Annotated in this window: 24 protein-coding genes and 4 pseudogenes; 10 read left to right on the top strand and 18 right to left on the bottom strand. The window is 68.4% G+C overall.

Annotation, left to right across the window (positions count from 1 at the left end):
* The 13 genes from ACIRQP_RS34095 to ACIRQP_RS34035 form a co-directional block, all read right to left on the bottom strand.
* Positions 1-2,024 (bottom strand): homocysteine S-methyltransferase family protein (locus ACIRQP_RS34095; RefSeq protein ID WP_403897244.1); only part of this gene is annotated, 2,024 nt, incomplete at its 3' end.
* Positions 2,021-3,007, bottom strand: a complete 987-nt coding sequence (locus ACIRQP_RS34090; protein ID WP_403897241.1) for a carbohydrate kinase family protein — start codon at positions 3,005-3,007, stop codon at positions 2,021-2,023. The genes ACIRQP_RS34095 and ACIRQP_RS34090, both read right to left, overlap by 4 nt.
* Position 3,008: 1 nt before the next feature.
* Positions 3,009-4,205, bottom strand: coding sequence for a methionine adenosyltransferase (metK, locus tag ACIRQP_RS34085; RefSeq protein WP_403897238.1), 1,197 nt, complete (start codon positions 4,203-4,205; stop codon positions 3,009-3,011).
* A 1-nt stretch (position 4,206) separates the two neighbouring features.
* Positions 4,207-4,932, bottom strand: a complete 726-nt coding sequence (locus tag ACIRQP_RS34080; protein ID WP_403897234.1) for a 4'-phosphopantetheinyl transferase superfamily protein — start codon at positions 4,930-4,932, stop codon at positions 4,207-4,209.
* Positions 4,933-4,987: 55 nt separating this feature from the next.
* Positions 4,988-5,908: a hypothetical protein gene (locus tag ACIRQP_RS34075; protein ID WP_403897231.1), complete on the bottom strand. Its 921-nt coding sequence runs from the start codon at positions 5,906-5,908 to the stop codon at positions 4,988-4,990.
* Between the two features lie 19 nt (positions 5,909-5,927).
* The gene (locus tag ACIRQP_RS34070; protein WP_403897229.1) at positions 5,928-6,821 is read right to left on the bottom strand and encodes a diiron oxygenase; all 894 of its coding nucleotides are present in this window, start codon (positions 6,819-6,821) and stop codon (positions 5,928-5,930) included.
* A 51-nt stretch (positions 6,822-6,872) separates the two neighbouring features.
* On the bottom strand, positions 6,873-7,970 hold the full coding sequence (locus tag ACIRQP_RS34065) for a class I SAM-dependent methyltransferase (protein WP_403897226.1): 1,098 nt from the start codon (positions 7,968-7,970) through the stop codon (positions 6,873-6,875).
* Positions 7,967-8,806 carry a class I SAM-dependent methyltransferase gene (locus ACIRQP_RS34060; protein ID WP_403897224.1) on the bottom strand — a complete coding sequence of 280 codons (840 nt, stop codon included), beginning with the start codon at positions 8,804-8,806 and terminating at the stop codon, positions 7,967-7,969. The genes ACIRQP_RS34065 and ACIRQP_RS34060 overlap by 4 nt, the downstream gene beginning before the upstream one ends.
* Positions 8,807-8,850: 44 nt before the next feature.
* Positions 8,851-9,363: a MaoC/PaaZ C-terminal domain-containing protein gene (locus ACIRQP_RS34055; RefSeq protein WP_403897221.1), complete on the bottom strand. Its 513-nt coding sequence runs from the start codon at positions 9,361-9,363 to the stop codon at positions 8,851-8,853.
* Between the two features lie 94 nt (positions 9,364-9,457).
* Positions 9,458-10,630, bottom strand: a complete 1,173-nt coding sequence (locus ACIRQP_RS34050) for a trans-sulfuration enzyme family protein (protein WP_403897219.1) — start codon at positions 10,628-10,630, stop codon at positions 9,458-9,460.
* 523 nt (positions 10,631-11,153) lie between these two features.
* Positions 11,154-12,071: an aminoglycoside phosphotransferase family protein gene (locus ACIRQP_RS34045; RefSeq protein WP_403897217.1), complete on the bottom strand. Its 918-nt coding sequence runs from the start codon at positions 12,069-12,071 to the stop codon at positions 11,154-11,156.
* Between the two features lie 58 nt (positions 12,072-12,129).
* Positions 12,130-12,591 carry a helix-turn-helix domain-containing protein gene (locus tag ACIRQP_RS34040; protein WP_403897214.1) on the bottom strand — a complete coding sequence of 154 codons (462 nt, stop codon included), beginning with the start codon at positions 12,589-12,591 and terminating at the stop codon, positions 12,130-12,132.
* Entirely contained in the window at positions 12,566-12,832 is a 267-nt protein-coding gene (locus ACIRQP_RS34035) for a hypothetical protein (RefSeq protein WP_403897212.1), read from the bottom strand. The genes ACIRQP_RS34040 and ACIRQP_RS34035 overlap by 26 nt, the downstream gene beginning before the upstream one ends.
* Positions 12,833-12,873: 41 nt before the next feature.
* On the opposite strand from ACIRQP_RS34035, the gene ACIRQP_RS34030 reads away from it, so the two are divergent.
* The 4 genes from ACIRQP_RS34030 (at position 12,874) to ACIRQP_RS34015 (ending at position 15,841) form a co-directional block, all read left to right on the top strand.
* Positions 12,874-13,512, top strand: coding sequence for an HD domain-containing protein (locus ACIRQP_RS34030; RefSeq protein ID WP_403897209.1), 639 nt, complete (start codon positions 12,874-12,876; stop codon positions 13,510-13,512).
* A gap of 344 nt (positions 13,513-13,856) precedes the next feature.
* Positions 13,857-14,780 (top strand): NADP-dependent oxidoreductase, encoded by a 924-nt coding sequence (locus ACIRQP_RS34025; protein WP_403897206.1) that lies wholly within the window; start codon positions 13,857-13,859, stop codon positions 14,778-14,780.
* A gap of 285 nt (positions 14,781-15,065) precedes the next feature.
* The gene (locus ACIRQP_RS34020; protein WP_403897203.1) at positions 15,066-15,251 is read left to right on the top strand and encodes a hypothetical protein; all 186 of its coding nucleotides are present in this window, start codon (positions 15,066-15,068) and stop codon (positions 15,249-15,251) included.
* On the top strand, positions 15,251-15,841 hold the full coding sequence (locus ACIRQP_RS34015; RefSeq protein ID WP_403897201.1) for a hypothetical protein: 591 nt from the start codon (positions 15,251-15,253) through the stop codon (positions 15,839-15,841). The genes ACIRQP_RS34020 and ACIRQP_RS34015 overlap by 1 nt, the downstream gene beginning before the upstream one ends.
* A 33-nt stretch (positions 15,842-15,874) precedes the next feature.
* On the opposite strand, the pseudogene ACIRQP_RS34010 reads toward ACIRQP_RS34015, so the two are convergent.
* Positions 15,875-16,347: pseudogene (locus tag ACIRQP_RS34010) on the bottom strand (aminotransferase class IV); the annotation flags it as partial.
* Here ACIRQP_RS34010 and ACIRQP_RS34005 point away from each other — a divergent pair.
* Positions 16,335-16,538, top strand: a pseudogene (locus ACIRQP_RS34005) (4-hydroxy-3-methylbut-2-enyl diphosphate reductase); the annotation flags it as partial. The pseudogenes ACIRQP_RS34010 and ACIRQP_RS34005 overlap by 13 nt on opposite strands.
* 256 nt (positions 16,539-16,794) lie before the next feature.
* Here the strand turns inward: ACIRQP_RS34005 and ACIRQP_RS34000 are convergent.
* Positions 16,795-17,439 carry a TetR/AcrR family transcriptional regulator gene (locus tag ACIRQP_RS34000; protein ID WP_403897198.1) on the bottom strand — a complete coding sequence of 215 codons (645 nt, stop codon included), beginning with the start codon at positions 17,437-17,439 and terminating at the stop codon, positions 16,795-16,797.
* Between the two features lie 147 nt (positions 17,440-17,586).
* On the opposite strand from ACIRQP_RS34000, the gene ACIRQP_RS33995 reads away from it, so the two are divergent.
* From ACIRQP_RS33995 to ACIRQP_RS33975, 5 genes and pseudogenes are all read left to right on the top strand, one after another.
* Complete coding sequence (locus tag ACIRQP_RS33995) at positions 17,587-17,988, top strand: alpha/beta fold hydrolase (protein ID WP_403897195.1); 402 nt, start codon at positions 17,587-17,589, stop codon at positions 17,986-17,988.
* 102 nt (positions 17,989-18,090) lie between these two features.
* The gene (locus ACIRQP_RS33990; protein WP_403897192.1) at positions 18,091-18,846 is read left to right on the top strand and encodes an SDR family NAD(P)-dependent oxidoreductase; all 756 of its coding nucleotides are present in this window, start codon (positions 18,091-18,093) and stop codon (positions 18,844-18,846) included.
* A 262-nt stretch (positions 18,847-19,108) separates the two neighbouring features.
* Positions 19,109-19,228 (top strand): annotated as a pseudogene (locus ACIRQP_RS33985) (IS5/IS1182 family transposase); the annotation flags it as partial.
* 2 nt (positions 19,229-19,230) lie between these two features.
* Positions 19,231-19,764 carry a phosphopantetheine-binding protein gene (locus tag ACIRQP_RS33980; protein WP_403897189.1) on the top strand — a complete coding sequence of 178 codons (534 nt, stop codon included), beginning with the start codon at positions 19,231-19,233 and terminating at the stop codon, positions 19,762-19,764.
* Positions 19,661-20,293: a fatty acid--CoA ligase family protein gene (locus ACIRQP_RS33975; protein ID WP_403897259.1), complete on the top strand. Its 633-nt coding sequence runs from the start codon at positions 19,661-19,663 to the stop codon at positions 20,291-20,293. Before ACIRQP_RS33980 ends, ACIRQP_RS33975 begins: the two co-directional genes overlap by 104 nt.
* Before the next feature lie 46 nt (positions 20,294-20,339).
* Here ACIRQP_RS33975 and ACIRQP_RS33970 read toward each other — a convergent pair.
* From ACIRQP_RS33970 to ACIRQP_RS33960, 3 genes and pseudogenes are all read right to left on the bottom strand, one after another.
* A pseudogene (locus tag ACIRQP_RS33970) lies at positions 20,340-20,456 on the bottom strand (FAD-dependent oxidoreductase); the annotation flags it as partial.
* A gap of 57 nt (positions 20,457-20,513) precedes the next feature.
* Positions 20,514-21,671: an acetamidase/formamidase family protein gene (locus ACIRQP_RS33965; RefSeq protein WP_403897187.1), complete on the bottom strand. Its 1,158-nt coding sequence runs from the start codon at positions 21,669-21,671 to the stop codon at positions 20,514-20,516.
* A 58-nt stretch (positions 21,672-21,729) separates the two neighbouring features.
* Complete coding sequence (locus tag ACIRQP_RS33960) at positions 21,730-23,271, bottom strand: amidase family protein (RefSeq protein ID WP_403897185.1); 1,542 nt, start codon at positions 23,269-23,271, stop codon at positions 21,730-21,732.
* Positions 23,272-23,474 lie beyond the last annotated feature (203 nt).

Genomic DNA, 23,474 nt, shown 5'->3' with positions numbered 1-23,474 from the left:
TCGAGCAGCGTGTTGTTGACGATGTCGAGGGCCGGGGTGTCCTGGAGGGCCTGGTCGAGGTCGGCCTCCAGGCCGTTCTTCTCGCCGTCGATGATCCGCCGCTCCAGGCGCTCACCCAGCGGCAGCGCCAGCAGCTCCTCCGCCCGGCCGTCCTTCATCGACTTCATGTTGACGCCCTCGAACAGCTCCATCAGCCGCTGGAGCGGGTCGTAGCCTTCTTCGCGCCGGTCGTAGATCAAGTCGAGAGCGACCGCGACCTGCTCCTCCTCCAGCCGGGCGATCGGCAGGATCTTCGACGCGTGCACGATCGCCGAGTCGAGCCCGGCCTTCACACACTCGTCCAGGAACACCGAGTTGAGGACGGTGCGCGCGGCCGGATTGAGCCCGAAGGAGATGTTGGACAGGCCCAGGGTGGTCTGCACCCCGGGGTGACGCTTCTTCAGCTCACGGATCGCCTCGATGGTCGCGATACCGTCCTTGCGCGACTCCTCCTGACCCGTGCAGATCGTGAACGTCAGCGTGTCGATGAGGATGTCCGACTCGTGCACACCCCAGTCGCCGGTCAGATCGGCGATCAGCCGCTCGGCGATCGCGACCTTGTGCTCGGGGGTACGGGCCTGGCCCTCCTCGTCGATCGTGAGCGCGATCAGCGCCGCACCGTGCTCCACCGCCAGCCCGGTGACCTTCGTGAACCGTGACTCGGGCCCGTCACCGTCCTCGTAGTTGACGGAGTTGATGACCGCGCGCCCGCCCAACTTCTCCAACCCGGCCCGCAGCACGGGCAGTTCGGTGGAGTCCAGCACGATCGGCAGCGTGGAGGCGGTCGCGAACCGGCCGGCCAGTTCGGCCATGTCCGCGACACCGTCCCGGCCGACATAGTCGACGCACAGGTCCAGCAGATGGGCGCCCTCGCGGATCTGGCCGCGCGCCATCTCGACGCAGTCGTCCCAGCGGCCTTCGAGCATGGCCTCGCGGAACTTCTTCGACCCGTTGGCGTTCGTCCGCTCGCCGATCGCCAGGTACGACGTGTCCTGCCGGAACGGCACCGTCTGGTACAACGACGCCGCCCCCGGCTCCGGCTCCGGCACCCGCTCGGTGAGGGCCACACCTCGTACCCGGTCCACCACCTGACGCAGATGCTCCGGAGTCGTACCGCAGCACCCACCCACCAACGACAGCCCGTACTGGTCCACGAACTGCTCCTGCGCGTCCGCCAGCCCCTCGGCGTCGAGCGGGAAGTGCGCCCCGTCCTTGGTGAGCACCGGCAGTCCGGCGTTCGGCATGCACAGCAGCGGGATCCGGGAGTGGCGCGCCAGATAGCGCAGGTGCTCAGTCATCTCCGCCGGGCCCGTCGAGCAGTTCAGACCGATCATGTCGATGCCGAGCGGCTCCAGCGCCGTCAGCGCCGCGCCGATCTCCGACCCCAGCAGCATCGTGCCCGTCGTCTCGAAGGCCAGCGAGCAGACCAGGGGAAGGTCGCTCCCCAGCGCCTCCATCGCGCGCCGTGCGCCGAGCACCGCCGCCTTCGTCTGGAGCAGGTCCTGCGTCGTCTCCACGATCAGCAGGTCGGCGCCGCCGGCGATCAGTCCCTCGGCGTTGCGCTGGAAGCCGTCGCGCAGCTGGAGGTACGGGGCGTGGCCCAGGGTCGGCAGTTTGGTGCCCGGTCCCATCGAGCCCAGCACCCAACGCTGCTGCCCGGTGGAGGCGGTGAACTCGTCGGCCACCTCACGCGCGATGCGCGCCCCCGCCTCGGAGAGTTCGTAGACCCGCTCGGCGATGTCGTACTCACCGAGGGCGGCGTGGTTGGCGCCGAAGGTGTTGGTCTCCACACAGTCGACACCGACCGCGAGGTACGCCTCATGGACCGAACGCACGATGTCCGGGCGGGTCACATTCAGGATCTCGTTGCAGCCTTCCAGGTCCTGGAAGTCCTCCATCGTCGGATCCTGCGCCTGGAGCATCGTGCCCATCGCCCCGTCGGCCACCACCACACGGGTGGCGAGCGCCTCACGCAGCCCTCTCATGCCGCCAGCTCCCTTATGTGCGGCACCAGTTGGGCGACGCACTCCATGCCGTACGGCCTCCTGATCCGGTCGATCAACGGCTCCCGGTACAGCCGGTACTCCTGGCTGCCCACGTAGTCGAGCACCGTCGCCGCGATCGCGCTGCCGAACTGCGCCGCGCGTTCCTCCGGCAGTCCCCAGGCCATACCGGCCAGGAAGCCCGCGCGGAATCCGTCACCCACGCCGGTGGGATCCACCACGCCGGGAACCTCGATCGCCGGCACATGGACCGGCTTGTGACCGTGGCGCAGAATCCGGCTCCCGTCGGCGCCGTGTGTGGTGACCCAGCAGCCGACACGCCCCAGTACCTCGGACTCCGTGAGCCCGGACCGCTCACGGAGCAGAGCCGCCTCGTACTCGTTGGTGAAGAGCCACCGCGCACCGTTCACCAGCTCGAGAACCTCCGCCTTGGCCAGCCGTGCCAGCTGTTGCGAGGGGTCGGCGGCGAAGGGGACGCGGAGTCGTACGCAGACGCGGGTGTGCCGGATCATCGCCTCGGGATCGTCCGGGGAGATCATGACCAGGCCCAGTCGTCCGACCCGCCTGATCACCGCGGCGAGGTCGATCTCGCGTGCCGCTGCCATGGCACCGGGGTAGAAGGTGGCGATCTGGTTCTGAGCCCGGTCGGTGGTGCCGACGAATCTCGCCGTGTGCAGCTCGTCGCTGATCCGTACGGAGTCGGTGTCGACTCCGTGCCGCTTCAGCCACAGGCGGTACGGCTCGAAGTCGCCGCCCGCCGCGCCGACGAGGACGGGCCGCAGCCCGAGCAGCCCGAGGCCGAAACAGACGTTCGCCGCCACTCCCCCGCGGCGGATCTCCAGCCGGTCCGCGAGGAACGACAGGGAGACCCGGTCCAGCCGGTCGGCCAGCAACTGGTCGGTGAACCTTCCGGGGAAGGTCATCAGATGGTCGGTGGCGATGGAGCCCGTGACAGCGATCCGCATCTCAGTCCCCCACGGCCTGGCGCAGCGCGTCGGCGCGGTCGGTGCGCTCCCAGGTGAAGTCGGGGAGTTCGCGGCCGAAGTGGCCGTACGCGGCGGTCCGGGCGTAGATCGGACGCAGCAGGTCGAGATCGCGGATGACCGCGGCCGGCCGCAGGTCGAAGACCTCGCCGATCGCGGACTGGATGCGGCCGACCGGCACGGTCTCGGTGCCGTACGTCTCCACGAACAGGCCCACCGGCCGGGCCTTGCCGATCGCGTAGGCGACCTGCACCTCGCAGCGCCGGGAGAGCCCCGCCGCGACGACGTTCTTCGCGACCCAGCGCATGGCGTAGGCGGCCGAACGGTCCACCTTGGAGGGGTCCTTGCCGGAGAAGGCGCCGCCGCCGTGCCGGGCCATCCCGCCGTACGTATCGATGATGATCTTGCGGCCGGTCAGTCCGGCGTCGCCCATCGGGCCGCCGATCTCGAAGCGGCCGGTCGGGTTGACGAGCAGCCGGTAGCCGTCACTCTCCAGGTTGACGCCCTGTTCGGCCAGTGCCTTGAGCACCGGCTCGACCACGTCCGCGCGGATGTCGGGCGCCAGCAGTCCGTCCAGGCTGATGTCGGCGGCGTGCTGGGTGGAGACCACGACGGTGTCGAGCCGCACCGGCCGGTCCCCGTCGTACTCGATGGTGACCTGTGTCTTACCGTCCGGACGGAGGTACGGCAGGGTGCCGTCCTTGCGTACGTCGGTCAGCCGGCGCGCGAGCCGGTGGGCCAGGTGGATCGGCAGCGGCATCAGCTCTGGGGTGTCGTCGCAGGCGTAGCCGAACATCAGTCCCTGGTCGCCGGCGCCCTGCCGGTCGAGCTCGTCGCCCTCCTTGCCGGAGGTGTCGACCCCTTGGGCGATGTCGGGCGACTGGGCGCCGATGGAGAGGGAGACACCGCAGGACGCTCCGTCGAAGCCCTTGGCCGACGAGTCGTAACCGATGTCGAGTATCGCGTCGCGTACGAGCGCGGCGACGGGTACGTACGCGGCGGTCGTCACTTCCCCCGCTATGTGCACCTGACCGGTGGTGATCAGCGTCTCGACCGCGACCCGGGCCGTGGGGTCCTGGTCGAGCAGAGCGTCGAGGATCGTGTCACTGATCCGGTCCGCGATCTTGTCGGGGTGTCCCTCGGTGACGGATTCGGAGGTGAAGAGCCGTCGGCCGCCCATCTCACTTCACCTCCGTCGCACAGAAGAAGTTGCTCTCTATCGCGGCGAGGGTCCGAACGGCATCGACCTTCAGGGTCTCCATCTCGATCGAGCGTCCGCTCTGCTCCTCCAGGAGGAAGACGAACTCGACGAAGGAGAGGGAGTCGATGAGGCGGTTCTCGATCAGGTCGAGGGTGGGGGCGATGTCCTCGCGGTCCGGGTGGCGCTTGAGGATCCAGTCCTTGACCTGCTGAAGTCCTTCGTTCATGGCGGGGCTCCTTGTCATGAGGGCGGTGAGTGCCGTGGTGGTGGCCGTGCGGGATGGTGGACCGGGCTGGGACTGGGACTGGGGCTCGGGCCGGGGCCGGGGCTCGGGGCCGAACGGATCGCCCATGATCGGGGCGGCGACGGCCACCGCGTAGTCGACGTCGTGACTGATGCTCACGGTGATCTGGGTGATGCCGGACTCGGCGGCCATCTCGGCCGCCGCGCGGCGGAGCTGGACGACGGGCCAGCCGCCGTCCGCGCGCCGCATCACGATGTCCAGCCATGGCAGGACGCGGTTGCGGACCCGGAGGGTCTTGAAGGCCGCCTCCTTGGCCGCGATGCGTCCGCAGAGGCTCAGGACGTCGAGTCCTGTGGACGTGGAGCAGTCGGCCAGTTCGCCGGGGGTCAGCATCCGGGAGAAGAATCTCTCGCCGTGGGCGTCCAGCAGCCGCCGTACCCGGATGACGGACACGATGTCCATACCGAGATTTGCCCAGCCCAGGCCGCCCGAAGCGGCGGTGGGGCGGACCGGCACGTCAGGTCACCGGCCCGACCCGGGCGAGTCGTGCCGCGGCGGACCGTACCGCTTCGGTGGCGGTCGCCCAGTCGCCGTGCCGCAGAGTGAGCGCGGAGAGCCAGCGCTCCAGACCGAAGGCGACACAGCTGGTGAAGGCGGGTCCGCCGGTCTCGGCGAGGCTGATGGCGCAGCGGTCGCCGAAGAAGTTCCGGTGGGTGTTGACGGAGGCGATCGCCAGGTCCTCGTAGAGGAACTCGTACTTGACCGGCGAGAGGCGTTGCAGCAGCGCCTTGGAGCCGTCCTTGTCGAAGAACGGGTCGGTGGCGGCCTCCTTGCGCAGCGGCAGGTCGAGCGCCTCGGCGAAGGCGGTGATGCGGTCGGTGAACGTACAGAGGTGGTCCTCGGCGTGCGCCTGGTTGCCGATGGCAACGATCTCCCGCATACGGAAGGCGAGTTGGCGGCGCAGGCCTTCGTACCGCTCCTCCTGGCGGAAGCACCAGCCGACCACGGTCACCAGAGTGTCCTCGGTGAGCCGCCGGCCCTGGTGGTCGAGGTACACCCCGTAACAGGAGGCGGACGGCAGGCCGAGTGCGGCGGGCTGGAGCGCGCCGCAGGGGAAGCAGCCGGACTCGGCACAGAAGGACTGCTGGTCGCGGCGTCCGAGGTCGAGCGGGGCGGCGAGGACGGCCTGGTGCGGGAAGTTCTCGTAGTAGTCGAGGCGGGCGAGGTCGGCGGCGGGAAGCAGGGGCGGCATGGTCATCGCTCGCGCCCCGGCGGCGCGGCCCCAGCTCTCGAAGGTGTCGTCGAGGAGGCGCAACAGGGCCGTTCCCTCGGGGCCGAGTGAGGGCAGGCCGTGCCTCTCGCCGGATGATCCGGGCGATCCCGCTGATCCCGACGTTCCGGTCGAGCCGCGCGCCGCGGTCAGAGCGGTACGGGTCATGGTGGTGTCACCTCTCGGTTCAGACTGTCGGCAGCGTGTCGTCGGCGAAGATCCCGGTCTTCAGGAAGAAGGCGAGGGGTTTGCGGATGGCCTTGCGCTCGTGTGCGCGCCGGCGTTCGTCGGCGATGAGGGCGGAACGGAAGGCGAGCGGGTCGGCGATGCCGGCGTCGCGGTAGACGTGCGGGTTGTAGAGGGAGTTGACGCTGAAGACGACGTAGCGCTTGAGGTACGCCTCCACCTCGGCGAGCTGCTCCGGGCCGACGACTTCGCACATCCGGGTGTACAGCAGCGAGACGAGTTCGCGGCCGAAGGCGATGTGGCGGGACTCGTCCTGGTGGTGGATGCGGTTGACGCCGCGGATGGTGTCGCAGAGCGTTGTGTCGCGCGCCATGCGGCTGTTGTAGTGGTCGACCAGTTCCTCGAAGAACAGCACCCGGGCGAAGACGAGGAAGTTCTCGACCTCGGGTTCCCAGACGGAGTCCGCGGACCGCATGGCGGCGGATCCGTAGATCTTGCCGCCGTAGCGGCGGCAGAACTCGGCGAAGAACCACATGTGTTCGTTCTCTTCACCGATGAAGTGGTGGAAGAAGTCCGAGGGGATCTCGAAGCCCGGCGTGTGGATACGGCCGACCACCTCGATCAGCAGCTCGCGGATGCCGTGCACGTTGAGGCTGTAGAAGTTGATCGACTCCCACTTGGAGAGCCGGTGCAGCGTGGGCTCGTCGAGCTGGTCGAAGAGGGGGGTGCCGTACGGGGTGAGCAGTTCGGGGGTCATCCAGAGGCGATCCTGGTGGAGTTCGTCCGGCCACTCGAACTGCTGGTAGGGGTTGTAGTAGTCCTCGATCGACTTCTCACTCAGCCGCTCCAGGACTTCCATGAAGCGGTCGGTGACGGGCAGGGCTGTGGCGGCCATGGTCTGTCGCTCCTCATTCGTCGGTCGTTGGCCTTCGGCGGTCGCGCACTGTCAGGGCCGCACCTCGTACACGGCGTTGACCGCCGTCTCGGTGGCCCTGCGCCAGCGGGTGAATCCGGCCTCGCGCGCGATGGCGCGGAAGGCGGACTCGCCGGAGTGGTTGCCGAGGGCGTGCGGTCCGCGCTGGGCGACGGCGACAGGCAGGCACATCACGGCGGAGAGTGCCATGAACATGCGCGCGGCGGGGGTGCCGGTGTCGATGTCGGAGGGGGAGACGTTCGACTCGACGAGCATCCAGGTGCCGTCCGGATCCAGGGACTTGTGGACGTGCTCCGCCGCGGCCACCGGATCGCCCATGTCGTGCAGGCAGTTGAAGAAGGTGACCAGGTCGTAGCCGCCGCCGGGGTAGTCGTCGGCGGGCGCCGTCTCGAAGACCACGCGATCGGACAGCCCGGCGTCGTCGGCGAGTTGGCGGGCGATGGAGATGGCGTCCTCGGAGTAGTCGAAGCCGTACACCGTGGTGTGGGGGTACGCCCGCGCGAGCAGCAGGGTGGTGTGGCCGACCCCGCAGCCGACGTCCGCGACCCGCCCGCCGGTGGCGAGCTTCTCCGTCACCCCGTGGAGCGCGGGCAGCCAGTCGGGCAGCAGCAGGTGCTGGTAGGCGGGCTCGAAGAAGCTGCCCATGCCGGTGTCGAGCGCGGCGTCGTGCTCGGCCCAGCCGACGCCGTCACCGGTGCGGTAGGCGTCGACGAGCAGGTCCTCGGTGGCGTACAGCGCCTTGAGGGCGGTGAAGAATCCGGCGGCGTATGTCACCGCGCGGGGGTCGGCCAGCACCGGCGCGTGCTCGGGGGGAAGGGTGTACGTCCCGGAGGACGGGTGTCGCTCGACGTACTCCGCGCTGAGCTGGGCGTGCAGCCACTCCTCCGCGTACCGCTCGGTGATCCCGGTCAGTTCGGCGAGCCGGGCGGGGGTGAGCGGGCCGTGCTCGGCGAGGCTCCGGTAGAGGCCGAGGCGCTCGCCGAGGGCGACGGTCAGGCCGCGTACGGCCGCGGCGGCGTCGCCGATGACACGCTGGTGGAAGTCGGTGGTGGCGGTGGTTCCGGTGGCGGTGGCAGTGGTGCCGGTGGCGGTGGTTCCGGTCGCGCTCATGCGGCGTTCTCCTCGCCGGTCGGCAGGTAGCAGGTGAACAGGAACGAGCGGGGTACGCCACGAACTTCGCGTGCCGGTACGGGATACGGCCAGCGGCCGAAGTCCGCGCCGTCCTCGCCCGGTTGCCTGACTTCGCGCACGGCCCAGCCGCACTCGGTGAGGAGCCGCTCGGGGGTCTCGGTGCCGAAGAGCCAGGGGTTGCCGTCCTCCGCGAGCGCCGTCATGAAGGGGCGGGACAGCGGATTGAGCAGCGCCGCACGGCTGATGACATCACCGAGCAGCACCGAGCCGGGGGCGCTGTGCCCGGACAGGTTGGCGAGCAGGGCGCGTACGGCCTCCTCGGGCAGGAAGAACAGCAGCCCTTCGACGACCCACAGGGTGGGCTCCTCGGCGCGCCAGCCGGCCTCCTTGAGCCGCCCGGTCCACTCCTGCGTGAGGTCGACGGCGACGGTGCGCCGCTCGCGTCCCGCCGGCGCCGGCTCGTCGGCGAGCATGGCCGCCTTCGCCTCCAGCAGTGCGGGACGGTCGAGTTCGTACACGGTGACGCCGTCCGGCCAGGGCAGCCGGTAGAAACGGGTGTCCATGCCGGCCGCGAGGAGGACGACCTGACGGATTCCGCCCTCGGCCACGGCGCGCACGACCGCGCGGTCCAGATAGGTGGTGCGGATCGCGAGGAAGGGCACGGTGCCGGCGCCCGCGTAGCGTTCGAGCAGGTCGAAGCCGATGGTGTCGGCGACGGTGCGCGCGTACGGATCGGCGAACAGCCGGTCGTCGCGCTCGGTCTCCAGGGCACGCGCTGCGGCGGTCCACTGGGCGGTGCGGGATACGGCCTCCACGGAAGGCCCCCTTCACTTGGTCGGAGTAGAGCGGACGGCCGTGTTCAGCGCTTCCTGCCGCAGGCGACCGGGTCCTCCGCCGCGGACATCGACACGGGGGTTCGGGCGGAGGAATCGGCGGGGCGCCGCCTGAAGATGCTGTGCAGGATCATGCTGAACACGACCGTCCCGTCGGGTGCCACCAGCTCGCAGCGTGGCTGAACGATGCCGGTGGTGGGGCTCATGAGCGAGGGGCGCGAGCCGAGGATCTGGATCCGGGCGGTGAGTGTGTCGCCGGGCCGTACGGGCCGGTGGTAGCGGACTTCATCGATGCCGGGCGAGCCGGCGCAGGCGCTGTAGGTGAGCAGTCCGTCGACGTAGCGCCGCATGAAGAGCGAAGCGGTGTGGAAGCCGCTGGCGATCAGACCGCCGAAGGCGGAGCGCTCGGCCAGCTCCGGGTCGATGTGGAACGGCTGCGGGTCGTAGCGCCTGGCGAACTCCAGCACCTCCTCCTCGGTGACGACGACAGAGCCCAGTTCATGGATGTCCCCAGTGCGGAAGTCCTCGAAGTAGCGCATGTGGCGCCCCCCTTGAGCCGAAGAGTCAGCTTTCCTATCTCCAACCAATCTATGAATCGATCGTTTATTTTGTCAATCCAAATCTAGGAGGAAGTCAGATTGCCGCCAGCGACTGCTCGATGTCGTCCCACAGGTCGTCGGCGTGCTCGATGCCCACGGACATCCGCACCGTGCCCGCGCCGATCCCGGCCGCGGCCAGGGCCTCCTCGCCCAACTCCCGGTGGGAGGTGGAAGCAGGGTGTGCGACGAGGGTCTCCACGCCGCCCAGGGAGAGCGCGAGCCGGGCCAGACGCACCTTCTCGATGAAGGCCCGCCCCGCCGTCCGGCCCCCGTCGAGTTCGAAGGACAGCAGTCCACCGCCGCCGGCCAGCAGCTTCCGGGCCAGATCGTGAGTGGGATGCCAGGTGAGCCACGGCCAGCGCACGGCGGTCACGGCGGGATGGTCCGCGAGGCGGTTGGCGAGCACTTCGGCGTTGGCACAGTGCTGCCGCATCCGCAGCGGCAGCGTCGGCAGTCCGCGCAGCGTCAGCCACGCCGCGAACGGGTCGGCGCTGGCGCCGAGTTCGACGGTGCGCGGCCAGACCCGGTCCCGGAGGCCGGAGTCCGCGAAGACGGCGGCGCCCCCGAGCACGTCCGAATGCCCGGCCAGGTACTTGGTGGTGGAGTGCACGACGATGTCCGCGCCGTGCTCGATCGGCCGGCAGAGCACGGGCGAGGCCAGGGAGTTGTCCACCACGCTCACCACGCCGCGCCGCCCCGCCGCCACGAGGAGGTTCGGGAGGTCCGGCACATGTCCGGTGGGATTGGCGATGGTCTCCAGAAGCAGCAGACGGGTGGTGGGCCGCACGAGCGCCGCGAACTCCCCCACATCGTCGCCCCGCAGATACTCGACCTCGATCCCGAACCGCTCGGCCAGATCGGCGAGAACGGCGAACGTGCCGCCGTACAGGCAGCGTTGGGCCAGCACGTGATCGCCGGGCTTCAGCAGGGCGAGCAGCACCCCGCTGATGGCCCCCATCCCGGAGGCGAAGGCGATCGCGGAAGCGCCGCCCTCCAGCCCGGCGAGGGTGCGTTCCAGGGCTCGAACAGTGGGGTTGCCGCGCCTGGTGTAGACATAGCTCCCGTCCGGCCCGGCCATGGCGTCCGCGAGCGCGTCGGCGGACTCGAAGGCGAAGGCCGACGACTGGACAATGGGCACACTCAGCGGCCAACTCACATGCTCCATAGGCTCGTTCACCACATGCACAGCTCGTGTTCGGATGTCCATCAGCGAGTCTCCTTGACGGTGACAGAGGCATTGCCGGCGGACGTCAAGGTACCCCTAAGGGGTATCCAATGAAAGCAGTGTGGCGGCGCCCCGCGGCCTCGTCGTCGGCGTCCCCCATGTCGGGCGGGGGCCCGGAAGGGCTCGCGGTCACGCGTGCACCGAGGTCAGGGCCTTCCTGAAGGCGATCCAAACTCACCGCCTCTACGCCGCCATGACGCCGGCGCTCATCGCCGAACGCCGCGCCCAGGGCCTTTCGTTTGGATCAGGCCGGATCAGGGAGCGGGGGCTGGTGCCGTGGATCGCAAGGCGGAGGAGGGAGCCGACGCGGAGGGGGCACCTCCCACGCCCTTGAGGCTGTGGGGGAGTCGGCGACTGATGACAACGTGGCGAGGCATGGTGCCAGGGCTCGCGAGCCCGGCCTGATCCAAACGAAAGGCCCTAGGTCAACGAGAGGGATCGGAAACAGCTTCTCCACTTGTCTTTGCGACCTCTTGTCTTTGCGACCTCTCGCCGGAGTGCCTGATCACTGGTGGATCGATGCGGTGAGGCGTCGCAGTGCGGCGTGGGCGGGTGGGCCCCAGGTGGGCTTGCCTCCTGGGCGGCCATGGACACCTGCGTCTCCGATGTGGATGCAGGTGAGGGCGCGCAGCACCGCCCAGCCGCGGGCGCGGCGCAGGGTCGCGGTGTCCGGGCTTGGCCGGTAGGTCTCGTGGAAGAGGTCGGCGGCGCCGTCCGGCAGCAGGATCCAGGCGGCGGCGAGGTCGCAGGCGGGGTCGCCGGCGAAGAGGTCGCCGAAGTCGATCACGCCGCAGAAGGTGCCGTTCGTGGTCAGGATGTTGGCTGGGTGCAGGTCGCCGTGGAGCCAGAGCCTTGGGCCTGCCCAGTCGGGTGCGGCGGCGGCGTCCTCCCAGACCGCGCGGACGGCGTCCGGGTCGCGGATCAGCCCCAGTTCGGTGGCCGAGGCGAGCTCTCGGGTGAAGTGTTCGGCGGTGTCGGCCAGCGGGCCACCGCGGTGTCGGCCTGCGGGCGCCCCGTCGGGGGCGGGGCGGTGGAGCGCGGTCAGGAAGCCGGCCAGGGTGACGGCCGCCTCCGCGGCGCGCGTCGCGGGGGCGTGGTCGGCGGGCTCGCCCGGCACCCACGTGGTGACGAGCCAGGGCCGCGGAAACCGTTCGGAGGGCTCACCAAGACGCTGCGGAACGGGGATCCGCAGAGGAAGGTGTGGGGCGAGGGTGGGCAGCCAGGCGTGTTCCTTGCGCAGCAGCGCGTCCGCGGACTGCGTCGCCCAGGGCAACCGGACGGCGAGGTCGTCGCCGAGCCGCCACACTTGGTTGTCCCAGCCACGTGCTCCGAGCTTCAGGGGGCGATCCGCCAGATCGGGGTGCTGGTCGCGCAGCAGATCCCGGATCAGGTCCTCGGTGATGTCCATCTCGGTGGCTGTCATGTGGAGCAACGGTAGTCGGGGGGTCCGCCTGGGCTTCGACACCGTCGTGGTCACGGGGCTACCCCGCGTTGGCTCGGCGCGCTGTGCTGAAGCGGCGCTGATAGGCGGCGGGGCTGATCGACATTTTCCTCACGAAAACTCTCCGCATACTCTCATAATTCGGGAATCCGGCAAGAGATGCCGTCTGCGTTGCGGTATGCCCTTGGTCGAGTAGAGCTTTTGCCATGCCGAACCGAATCATCTCCACGTACCGGGCCGGCGTGGTGGACAGCTCGTCGTGAAAGAGCCGCGTGAGATGCCGAGGGCTCACATTGAGATGCTTGGCGAGTCCGCCGAGTGAATGGTTTCCCCCGGGATCCGCCGTGATCAAGTCGGTGATTCTGCGGACGGACGGAGATCGGGGCGGCGGTCCTTGCAGTGGGGCGGAGAACTGTGACTGGCCGCCCGAACGCCGCAAATAGACCACCAGGGCGCAGGCGACGTCGCGGGTCAGATCAGGGCCGTGATCCTGAGGTGACATCGGCACCGGTCGGTGACACCAGCACGATCTCGTAGTCGGCACCGAGTCGGTTCGCTTCCGCGAATACCTCCGCGGGGCCGGCGACGTCCAGGAGTTTGACCCCGTCATAGACGAGGATCGTGACCTGATGCGTGGCGGAGCCCACTCCCCCGCTGCCCGCCTGTCCGGATTCGGGTGACTCATGGCCGGACCGAGGCGGCGCCGGACACGGGGTGGTCGGCAGTGTGGAAGACGGACGCATCGTCCATTCGTAGCACACGGATATCGGAAGGCGCAGAGGTCATGAGCGAGATCATCGCGGGGGTAGAGATTCCTGAAACGGCGGCGGTCGCCGAAGCCACCCGCCTGATGCAGAAGATGACCAGCCCCCTCATCTACCATCACTCCCGGCGCGTTTTCGTCTTCGGCGCCATTCATGCTCGCAGGCTCGGCTTGGAGCCCGACCCGGAGCTTCTCTACCTGTCCGCCATGTTTCATGAAATCGGCCTCTTGACGCCGTTTTCCGACGCAGAGCAGCGCTTCGAGGTCGATTCGGCCGACCACGCACGTAAGTTCATGCTCGACCGCGGTTTCCCGGCCACGGCCGCCGACGTGGTGTGGACGGCGATCGCACTGCACACGACCCCGGGAATTCCCGGGCGGATGGGGCCGGAGATCGCCATCACGAATTTCGGGGTTCTGACCGACGTGCTCGGCGTGGGTCTGGACGAGCTGGATCGCGGCCAGGTGGACGAGATCACCGCCGTCCATCCGCGGGGCGACTTCAAGAACGAGTTTTTGCAGGCCTTCGTCGACGGACTCGAGCACCGTCCGGAGACCACGAACGGAACAGTGAATTCGGATGTGCTGGAGCACTTCGTTCCCGGCTTCCGTCGCACAACCACGGTCGAGCGCATCATCGGCAGTCCCTGGCCGAGCTGATCAGGGCGCCCTAAAAGACAACGTGATAAAACGTGTGAGTCGCCCTCGCGACGGGCGTCGTCTCGGGCGAGGTGCGGCCTTCGCGTGCCGGTCTGCGCCAATGCGGTGATGATGGCGACGGCAAGCGCACCGTCACCGATCTACCCGCTGTACCGGCTTCCGTATCCGACAGCCATGACAAAACCGATCATGTACTGGATTCGATCCCGCCAACCAGAATTTCGCACACGATGGCGCGGATATCTTCAGTGTGACCACAGGCTCAAGAGCGGACCGAACAATGCGCAATTCCTGCCGTGCTCGCGAATCCCTCATTCGAAAATTCCTCCTGGAAAGGACCCATCATGCAAGCCATCACCGTTCGAGACCGTGACGCCGGTGTAGGTGGACTGTCGCTGACGGACCAGCCCTACCCCCACGCCGCTGAGAACGATGTCATCGTGCGGGTGCATGCCGCGGGCTTCACGCCGGGGGAGCTCGACTGGCCGGGGACATGGGCCGACCGCGCCGGGCGCGACCGGACGCCGAGTGTGCCCGGGCATGAGATGTCGGGTGTGGTGGCCGAACTGGGGTACGGCACCACCGGTCTTACCGTCGGGCAGCGGGTGTTCGGTCTGGCCGACTGGACCCGTAATGGATCATTGGCCGAGTACACGGCGGTGGAGGCCCGCAATCTCGCTCCGCTGCCGGCGGACGTCGGCCACACGGTGGCCGCCGCGCTGCCGATCTCCGGACTGACCGCATGGCAGGGCCTGTTCGACCATGGCCACCTCACGACAGGCCGGACCGTGCTCATCCACGGCGCCGCGGGCGGTGTCGGGTCGATCGCTGTGCAGCTCGCGCACGAGGCGGGAGCCCGGGTGATCGGCACCGGACGGGCCACCCACAGGGACACGGCTCTCGGTCTCGGCGCGGACACCTTCGTGGACCTGGAGACCGACCGGCTCGAAGACGTCGGCGAGGTCGACCTGGTATTCGACGTGCTCGGCGGCGACATCCTCGAACGCTCGACCGCCCTGGTACGCGCCGGCGGCACCCTCGTCACCATCGCCGAGCCGCCCACCGTCCAGCCCGACAACGGGCGGGCCGTCTTCTTCGTCGTCGAACCCGACCGCGCCCGCCTCGCGGACCTCGTCCGGCGTGTTCGCGACGGACGGCTCAAGCCCATCGTCGGGGATGTGCGGCCACTGTCCGAAACCGCCGCCGCCTTCGCCCACAACGGACGCCCCACCCCCGGCAAAACAATCATCCAGATCGCGGAAGACTGAGTGTCGTCGCGCAAGACTGTGTGTCTTTCCGATCTTGAGCGATGTGTGTCGAACGGGAGTCTCGATTGGGTGGTCGCGAAGGGTTCGCCCCGGAGTGTGACTGCCTCGCGCACCGGTTCGGAAACGCTGTCGACACCGGGTTCCGGTAGCCGCGCTGCCCAACCGACATGACGGACGCGGAGTGGACGGCGGTCCGCCCGTCGCTGCCGGTGCCGAGCCGGCAGGCGCACACCTCCGTCGTACAACAGGGGCCGTGGGCACCCGAGCAGCGGTCACCACCGAAGCATGCTGGATACTGACCGACGGGCCCGTTACACCGACGGCAATCAGCCCGCCTCCGGAGACATCGTCCCGCCTGCCGGCGGCGGTCCGGACCTCTGCACCGAGATACAGGCTCTGAAGCAGTTGTCCACGGCCCACCGTTCCGAACTCGTACGCGACTTCGCCCTATCCAATCGTGAGGACTCCTGATGAGCACCCCCCATCCGCCCGCTCGCCTGGCCCGCACGGTGACAGACATCCTGGCCCCGGCCTATCTCGTGATGGGAATCCTGCTCGTCGTCGGCCGGCACAGCACCGACAACTGGGCAGGACTCGGCTGGGGCCTCCTGGCCGCACTCTTCTGCGGCGGCATACCGTTCGCCGTCATCCTGCTCGGGGTCAAACTCGGGTACTGGACCGACAAACACGTGAAAGTGCGAAGCCAGCGCGCGATTCCCCTGAGCGCCACCATGGCTTCGGTCCTGCTGGGCATCACTCTGCTCGTGGTGTTCGACGCACCGCGCGACGTCCTCGCCCTGGTCATGGCCATGCTCGTCGGTCTCGCCGCAACCATGGCGGTGACGGTCTGCTGGAAAGTCTCCGTACACACCGCCGTAGCAGGCGGGGTCGTGGTGATCCTCATACAGGTCTACGGCCTGGCGATGTCCCTCTTGGTGCTTGCCGTGGCAGCCATCGGCTGGTCTCGCGTCGCCCTACGCGATCACACAACCGCCCAGACGATCGCGGGGGCCGCCCTGGGCGCTACTGCGGCAGCGGTGACGTTCGGTCTTCTCCGGTGAACGGCCCAAGGGTGGCAATAAGCTTTCCCGACGTCAGTCCGAGCCGGCCGTACGCAGGCTGAGGACAGCCTGGACGATGCTGGTGATCCGGATGGTCGAGCACCGGAGCCTGAAGCGGATGGTCCCGCTCCACAGGGTTTCGCCGGGGACCGAGAGGTACGTCTCTCGAAGCCGGCTCAGGACCGGGTGGTCGCCGGGAAGTTCGGTCTCGTCGATCGCCGTGACGGCGCGGACGCCGATGCTCGTGTTCGTCGCGAACACGGCTGTCATGCCCTTCGCTGCTCCAGGGTGACAGTGGCGACCCGGTGCTCGGCGTGCTGCTGGAGCAGCGCCATGGTCACGCCCGGGAGTACCGCGGCCTGTGGCCACACCACGGTGCCGTTCTCGTCGACGAAGCCGACGTTCCAGGTGCCGCCCTCGGATACATGCCCGTCACGGCCGACGAACAGGGCGTCGTCGAATCCGGCGAGCTGCGCGGCGCGTCGGGCGTGCAGAGCGCCGAAGAGTCGTCTGGCTCTCCCAGACCACCCTCTCCGTCGACGAAACCATGGAAACCGTCAACGCCCTCACGACACGCTTCCCGAACCTGACCTCCCCGCCCAGCGACGACATTTGCTACGCCACGCAAAACCGCCAGACCGCGGTGAAGAAACTCGCCGAGGACGCCGAACTCGTCATCGTCGTCGGCTCCAAGAACCGAACCTGACGGGACAGCAGCCACAGACCGCGCGCGGGGGCGGCTACGACGGGAAGTCTGCGACAGCAACGAGTCCCCGGTGCCCAACGGCGAACTCCAGGGGTCGTCGCAACACAAGTGATCAACTGGCTGTCGCCAGGAGCTCGCCGAGACGCTCGGCCGGAGTTTGCCGGCCGAGCGTCTCGCGTGGGCACTTATCGCCGACCCCACCCGCTGAACGCGGAACCGCTGGCGGCACCACCCCGTTCGTCCGCTCCTACCGGCTGTCCTCCTGATCCACGCCCTTCACCGGCCGGCGGTGGGCGGCTGGGTTGCCTACCGCCGCTATGGACGCGAGTGCGGTGTCCACGGCGGCAACGAGGCGTCGGGGATCGGGGTCCGCCTTCACCAGCACCTGCAGCCCTTCCAACAGCATCGTCAGCATGACCGCGCAGGAGGGCAGGTCCAGATCGTCGGAGACTTCCCCGGTGCGGGCTGCTACCCGTAGTCCCTGAAGGAATCCGTCCTCGACGACGGAGAAAATGTCGTTGACGCTGGCAGCGACGTCCTGGTCGCCCGGCAGTAGCTCGCCGGCGGTATTGGCGATCAGGCACCCGCGAGGGCGGTCCTCGTCGGCGGCCAGTTCGATCCACCCGAGCAGGACGGCACGGATCCGGGGCAGGACGGGACCTCCGGCCAGCAACAGGGGTGCGAGGGTTCGGGCTCTGCCGTCGCGATAGTGGGCGAGAGCTTTGAGGAAGAGTGTGCGTTTGTCGCCGAAGGTGCGGTACAGCGAACCCGGGTGGATGCCCAGTTCGGCAGTGAGGTCGGGGACGGACGTCGCTTCGTAGCCGCGGGTCCAGAACAGCTCCATGGCGCGATCGATGACGTCCTGCTCGTCGAAGGTGCGAGGGCGTGGCATGTCCCCAAGCATAGCCGTATTTGAACGATCATTCACACAGTGGTAGCCTTCATTTGGTAATGATCATTCACATTCATTGGTCGCGATGTCGCGTGCTTCCCACGGAGCTGCCCAGGCCACGTGAGAGCTGATGCGGAGGACAAAACGGTGATCGAGGGTTTTTCGAGCGGTTTCGCCGAAGTCAACGGCATCCGGCTGCACTACGTCGCCGGGGGCCAGGGCTACCCCCTGGTACTACTCCCCGGATGGCCACGGACCTGGTACCAGTTCCACAAGATCATGCCGCCGCTGGCGGAGCACTACCGAGTGATCGCGGTGGACCTGCGCGGCATGGGCGACTCCGACAAGCCCGCGACCGGATACGACAAGAAGCCCATGGCCCAAGACATCTACGAGCTGATCCGCGCCCTCGGCTACAGCAAGGTGAATATCGCAGGCGAGGACATCGGGGCGATGGTGGCCTACAGCTTCGCCGCGAACCGCCCCGAAGCGACCCGGAAGATCGCCTTCTGGGAAGTGGCTGGTCTCAGCCCGTTCCGGACCCTGTAAAGACTTTTCGCCCTCCGAGGCGGTCAGCCGCCCACCAGGCACGACGACGGTCAACGCACGAATCGACATCGACATCTCAACTCCTTTTGGAAGGCAACAGCTATGACTCAGCAGGTAGCAGCAGCTCTTGACGGCAAGGTGGCGCTGGTCACCGGAGGTTCACGAGGGATCGGGGCGGCCGTCGTCCGGCGCCTCGCACGAGAGGGTGCCCGCGTCGCGTTCACCTACGTCAACGGGAAGGCTCCCGCTGATGCTCTGGTCGAGGAGATCGCCGCAGCCGGAGGCACAGCGCTGGCTGTTCGGGCCGACAGCGCGGATGCGGGGGCCGTCCAGGCTGCCGTCCGTCGGGTGGCCTCGGAACTCGGTGGTTTGCACATCCTGGTGAACAACGCCGGGGTGGCCGGCGTCGGTGGCGTGGAGCAATTCCCCATCGAAGAGTTCGACCGGATGGTGGCGGTCAATGTCAAGGGCGTGTTCGCGGCCGTTCAGGCCGCTGTGCCCTTCCTGGAGAAGGGGGGCCGCATCATCACCGTGGGCAGCATCAACGCCGACCGTGTGCCGGCCGGTGGTATGTCGGTGTACGCGATGACGAAGGCGGCTGTCGCCGGGCTGAGCAGGGGCCTCGCCCGTGAGTTGTCTCCCCGTGGCATCACGGTCAACAACGTCCAGGTGGGCCCGACCGACACGGACATGAATCCAGACGGCACTGAGTTCGCCACAGCCATGAAAAACCTGATGGCCACCCCTTCGTACGCCAAACCTGACGACATCGCCAGCGCGATCGCCTACCTCGCCCGGCCCGAGGCGTGGTACGTGACGGGCGCCAACTGGAACGTGGACGGAGGCTACACCGTGTGAGCTTGAGATTTGATCTCGCCATTCGAAGGCGGCCGGAGGTCGGCTTGGCGAACGCAGGACCTCGCGGCTCTCACCACCACCCACACCTCGGGAGCGGTAGATGGGTTTTCGGCCAAGAAGAACCGTCCCCATCAGAGGCTTCGTGTGCTCGTCCGGGCTGGACCTGTCCAGCTCTGCCCCGCGCTTCCTCACCACTCGCCTGCGGGAACACACCACCGCCGCGTGCTCGGCGCCCACTTGCGGCGCCTGAGCGCCGGCCGGCGAACAGGCCGTCGCCACCCTCAAGTCCTGGCGGCTCCTGCGTAAGCCGCGCTGCTCGACCACCCGCATCACGAGCCTCGTCCAGAACGTCCTCTCCCTAAGTCACACCGGCTCGGACTGAAGATGGAGAGCCCCACCGAGCTCCGAAGCGCCCATTCCTCGGAGGATCCGCTGCTCAACGAGGTGTTGACGGTCTGGCGGCGCCAACTCGGTCACGATGACTTCACCCCGCACGACGACTTCTCGTCGATCGGCGGCAACTCCATCGATGCCATCCAGGTGATCGCGGACCTGCAGTCCCGCGGCCATCGGGTATCCGCTGCCGCCTTTCTGGCCGAACCCACAACAGTTGCCCTGGCCACCCGTCTACGGGCGGGCGCCGCGGGCGAGGGCCCCGGGACCACGGACCGCCCGGTGGTCCCGTTCCCGGCCGAGGACACCGCGCTGTCCCCCGCCCAGGAATGGTTCTTCCGGCAGCACTTCAGCCAGCCCGACCAGTGGAACCAGGCGTTGTTGCTGGACGCCGATCTACGGGACCACGGAGACCAGCCCCATCAGCATCCTGACCGCGCCGGACCACCTCGATCCGGAACTCCGAGGGACCGCCGGGCGCCCGACCGCGGAGGTACGCATCCGCGACCTGGACGACGATCGTGACGTCCCGCCCGGTGAGATCGGCGAGGTGTGCGTGCGGAGCCCGTCCACCATGCTCGGCTACTGGGGCGAACCGGAGCTGACCGCCGTGACCATCCGCGACGGCTGGGTGCACACCGGCGACCTCGGTTCCGTCGACAAGAACGGCTGTCTGCGCCTGCACGGGCGGATGGGCGAGGTGATGAAGACCAACGGCATCAAGGTCCGTCCCACGGATGTGGAGAACGCGCTGCTGACTCATCCGGAGGTCGCCCAGGCCGCGGTGTACTGCGTGGTCGACGACGACCACGTGGAGCACATCCACGCCGCCGTCGTGGTGCGGCCGGGCAGCACCGCAGACTCCGGGACGCTGATCGGTCACGTCACCGCCGAGCTCTCCCCGAAGCACGTACCGGCCGTGGTGACGTTCCACGACGCGCTGCCCCTCACCGGTGCCGGCAAGCCGGACAAGCAGAGGGTGGCCGCACGGCACACAGCGGTGCGGCACAACACTGACCGCCGCCGCCGCGCCCGTACCGGCCGAGTCCGCTGAGCGGCGCTCCGAGTACCCGCGCTCGTCTTCGGCACTCGCTGTCTCCCTGGTGGAAGGGCTCTTCGGGGCCGAAGGGCAGGCGACGTGTGTTCGAGTGCGGTCCGTCCGCACCGATCACGAGGCCGAAGGTGCGGCGAGTGCCGCTGTCGAAGACGACGTGCACTGTGCCCTGTGCCCTGTGGGGCATGTGTGCTCCACAGGGCACTCACTCCCCGATCGCTCAGGGCAGCAGTGACTTGGGGATGTACGCGGCGACAACCTTGTTGCCGTCCACCGCCTCGGCGATGACGAAGTCCACGCCAACACTGCACAGCGCGTACGCGTCGGCGACACTGAGCGCGCCCTTGGTGATCTCGCGGAGGCAGCCGATGGCCTGGGTCGCCGCGATCTGCAGCGCGACGTCGAGGTCCGCGTCGATGCCCATCGGCACAATGTGGTCCCGCAGTTCGGCTCGTGGGTACTCCAGGCCGGCGCCCTTGCGCACGATGAACTGAGCGGTCAGCGACATGGAGTGCTCGATCGCGGTCTGGTCGATCTCGCCGTGACCCTGCGCGCCATGGCTGTCACCCGTGTAGAACTGTGCTCCGGGCTGGAATACCGGCAGGAACAGCGTCGAGCCCGCGGTGAGATCACGCACATCCAGGTTGCCGCCCCAGCGGTCGGGCGGGTTGGCCGAGACAAAGCCCGCCTCGGTGGGCGGCGCAACGCCGGTGATTCCCATGAACGGCTTGAACGGCACCCGAATGCCGGGCGCGAACTGGTAGTACCGGTTGCGCTTGTCGAGCGTGAGCAGCCGGGTCGACGGTTCGCTCAGCAGGTTCGACAGGACACCGCGGCCCGGACCGGTGCTGTTCACTCCATAGGGCACGCGCGGTGAGACATCCAGGATGCGGATCTCCAGGACATCGCCCGGCTGGGCCTCCTCGATGTAGAGCGGGCCGGTGAGCACATGGCCACTGGAGCCCGGAGTACGGGGAATCGTATGGATTTCTTCCAGCTCGGGCAGCACCTGGCCGGCGGGAACACCGAGCGCCTCGAAGTACGCCACGGGGCCCCGGGCGTCCGAGACACCTGACTGGTTGATGGCGTCGATCTTCACCACGGTCCCGGACTTCACGGTCAGGACCGAGGGACGGCTGGTGGGGAACCATCCCCACAGCGCCGTCTCCTTGCTCGTCCTGAGCAGTGCGTCGTAGCGCTGCTTGCCGGACCGGGCTTGTCCTGCCTGCGCCGCGAGGGAACTGCTGGGAGGCACCGCGGCGCCGAGGGTGAGACCGGCGCCGGTCACGCCTGCCGCGCGCAGCAGGTTGCGTCGGCTGAGCATGGACCTGGCCAGTGCCGTGGACTTCGCACGACCGAGTGAGCGAGGGGAATTCACGGAAATATCTCCTCAGTAAGAGGCGAGTGCTGGGGGCACCTGCTGAATCGGGGCAGCGTCAGGGCGCGCAGGAGTCCCCGAGGCGGGTGAGAGCGGTGCAGCGGTACGGAGCCGGGTTGATCACCGTCGGCGGCCGGCGCAGCTTGGTGGCCTGCTCGTAGTCATGGGCGTAGCCGATGAGGGTGGGCTCGCTCCACGCCCGGCCGAGGAACGAGATGCTGAACGGCCGCCTGTTGGCGGCCTGGTAGCCGGCCGGGACGCTGATCGAGGGGTACCCCGCCTTCGCGCCGATGCCCGCGCTGCCGCTGTTGGCGAAAAGCAGCGCCGTCAGGTTGTTGTCCTTCATGACGGCGTCGATGCGGTCCTTGCTGTCGGCCAGATCCTGGGCGCGGCTCGCCTCGTAGGCGGCCGTGTCGGCGCTGTCCGCGCCGAGGTCCTTGGCCTCGGAATTGACAGCGTTGACCTGTCCGAACTTCAACGCCGCCCCGGCGTGGGCGTTGTTGTAGGCGATGATGTCGGCGAGGTTCTTCCTGGGGGCGTTCTTCGGCAGCCGGGCCAGATACGCGTTCAGGTCGCGCTTGAACTCGTAGGAGAGGACGGTCGAGGGGTGGCCCGAGGTGTCCAGGGTGACATCGACGAGCGTCGCGCCCCGCGCCTGGAGAGCGGTGACGGCCGCGTCCCAGAGAGCCCGGTTGTCGGTTCCCGCGGCCGGGACCTGGCCGGCGACGACGCCGATACGGGCCCCTCGCAGCGCGGTGGCCGACAGGTCCTTCGTGAAGTCGTGCCCGATGAGCGGGTTGGCGGCGGTGGCGGGATCCTCCGGATCCCTGCCGTCGAGCGCGGTGAGCGTGGCCGCGGCGTCGGCGACCGTGCGCGTGAGCGGGCCGGCCGTGTCCTGGCTGGCGGCAATCGGAACGATGCCCGTGCGGCTGGCCAGTCCCACCGTCGGCTTGATGCCGACGACGGAGTTGGAGTACGCGGGACTGAGGATGGATCCGGACGTCTCGGTCCCGACGGTGACGGCGGCGAAGCCGATCGAGGCCGCGACGCCCGAACCGGCGCTGGATCCGCTCGGGGTCTGACTCGCGTCGTAGGCGTTGAGCACCTGCCCGCCGAGCGAGCTGTAGCCGCCCGGCATCCCGCTGGTCAGGTAGTTGGCGAACTCGGTGAGATTGGCCTTGCCGATGATGACCGCGCCGGCCTCGCGGAACCGCGCGACGATCGGTGCGTCCTTCGCGGGATACGAGTCGGCGAGTGCCACCGAACCGGCGGTGGTCGGCAGACCCGCGACATCGATGTTGTCCTTGACGATGACCGGTATACCGAGCAGGGGGTTGTGCGGGCCCTTGCCGCGCCGCGCCTTGTCGGCGGCGGTCGCTTCCTTCATCGCGTCGGAGTTGATGGAACGTACCGCGTTGAGCGAGGGCCCCTGGGAGTTGAGGGCCCGTATGCGTTCCAGATACGCTTCGGTGAGCCTGGCGCTGGAGATCTTGCCGGAGCTGAGGAGACCGTCCAACTGGGCTACGGTCGCCGTTTCGAGGTCGATGGACAGCGGTCTCTCGGCAGGACGACCGGCCGCGCCGGCTCTGGATGTGGTCACCGACGCCGTGCCGGCGACCATCAACACGGCTATGGCGAGGGCTATGGCGTGGCGCCGGTTGAACCGTTCACGAGCCGAGGAATTGGTTTCGATCGTAGGCTCCTTGTGAGGGGATACAAACCCTTGGCCTCAGCATGGAAACGGCGATCTTTGTCCGTCGTGTATCCGTGTGATGTCGATCGAGTTGCCATCACCGCACGGTG

Source organism: Streptomyces sp. NPDC102274, from assembly GCF_044766385.1.
Lineage (GTDB): Bacteria > Actinomycetota > Actinomycetes > Streptomycetales > Streptomycetaceae > Streptomyces.
The sequence above is the reverse complement of the archived record's forward strand: the minus strand, read 5'-3'. Positions and strand labels throughout refer to the sequence as shown.

Excerpts from the sequence above, each read along its gene's own strand:
- ACIRQP_RS34035 (WP_403897212.1), bottom strand. The coding sequence starts at position 12,832 with ATGCGTCCGTCTTCCACACTGCCGACCACCCCGTGTCCGGCGCCGCCT.
- ACIRQP_RS34055 (WP_403897221.1), bottom strand. The coding sequence starts at position 9,363 with ATGCGCTACTTCGAGGACTTCCGCACTGGGGACATCCATGAACTGGGC.
- ACIRQP_RS33980 (WP_403897189.1), top strand. The coding sequence starts at position 19,231 with ATGGAGAGCCCCACCGAGCTCCGAAGCGCCCATTCCTCGGAGGATCCG.
- ACIRQP_RS34040 (WP_403897214.1), bottom strand. The coding sequence starts at position 12,591 with ATGTCACCTCAGGATCACGGCCCTGATCTGACCCGCGACGTCGCCTGC.
- ACIRQP_RS34020 (WP_403897203.1), top strand. The coding sequence starts at position 15,066 with ATGCTGGATACTGACCGACGGGCCCGTTACACCGACGGCAATCAGCCC.
- ACIRQP_RS34045 (WP_403897217.1), bottom strand. The coding sequence starts at position 12,071 with ATGACAGCCACCGAGATGGACATCACCGAGGACCTGATCCGGGATCTG.
- ACIRQP_RS34015 (WP_403897201.1), top strand. The coding sequence starts at position 15,251 with ATGAGCACCCCCCATCCGCCCGCTCGCCTGGCCCGCACGGTGACAGAC.
- ACIRQP_RS34080 (WP_403897234.1), bottom strand. The coding sequence starts at position 4,932 with ATGGACATCGTGTCCGTCATCCGGGTACGGCGGCTGCTGGACGCCCAC.
- ACIRQP_RS34000 (WP_403897198.1), bottom strand. The coding sequence starts at position 17,439 with ATGCCACGCCCTCGCACCTTCGACGAGCAGGACGTCATCGATCGCGCC.
- ACIRQP_RS34075 (WP_403897231.1), bottom strand. The coding sequence starts at position 5,908 with ATGACCCGTACCGCTCTGACCGCGGCGCGCGGCTCGACCGGAACGTCG.
- ACIRQP_RS33990 (WP_403897192.1), top strand. The coding sequence starts at position 18,091 with ATGACTCAGCAGGTAGCAGCAGCTCTTGACGGCAAGGTGGCGCTGGTC.
- ACIRQP_RS34030 (WP_403897209.1), top strand. The coding sequence starts at position 12,874 with ATGAGCGAGATCATCGCGGGGGTAGAGATTCCTGAAACGGCGGCGGTC.
- ACIRQP_RS34070 (WP_403897229.1), bottom strand. The coding sequence starts at position 6,821 with ATGGCCGCCACAGCCCTGCCCGTCACCGACCGCTTCATGGAAGTCCTG.
- ACIRQP_RS34065 (WP_403897226.1), bottom strand. The coding sequence starts at position 7,970 with ATGAGCGCGACCGGAACCACCGCCACCGGCACCACTGCCACCGCCACC.
- ACIRQP_RS34090 (WP_403897241.1), bottom strand. The coding sequence starts at position 3,007 with ATGCGGATCGCTGTCACGGGCTCCATCGCCACCGACCATCTGATGACC.
- metK (WP_403897238.1), bottom strand. The coding sequence starts at position 4,205 with ATGGGCGGCCGACGGCTCTTCACCTCCGAATCCGTCACCGAGGGACAC.
- ACIRQP_RS34025 (WP_403897206.1), top strand. The coding sequence starts at position 13,857 with ATGCAAGCCATCACCGTTCGAGACCGTGACGCCGGTGTAGGTGGACTG.
- ACIRQP_RS34050 (WP_403897219.1), bottom strand. The coding sequence starts at position 10,630 with ATGGACATCCGAACACGAGCTGTGCATGTGGTGAACGAGCCTATGGAG.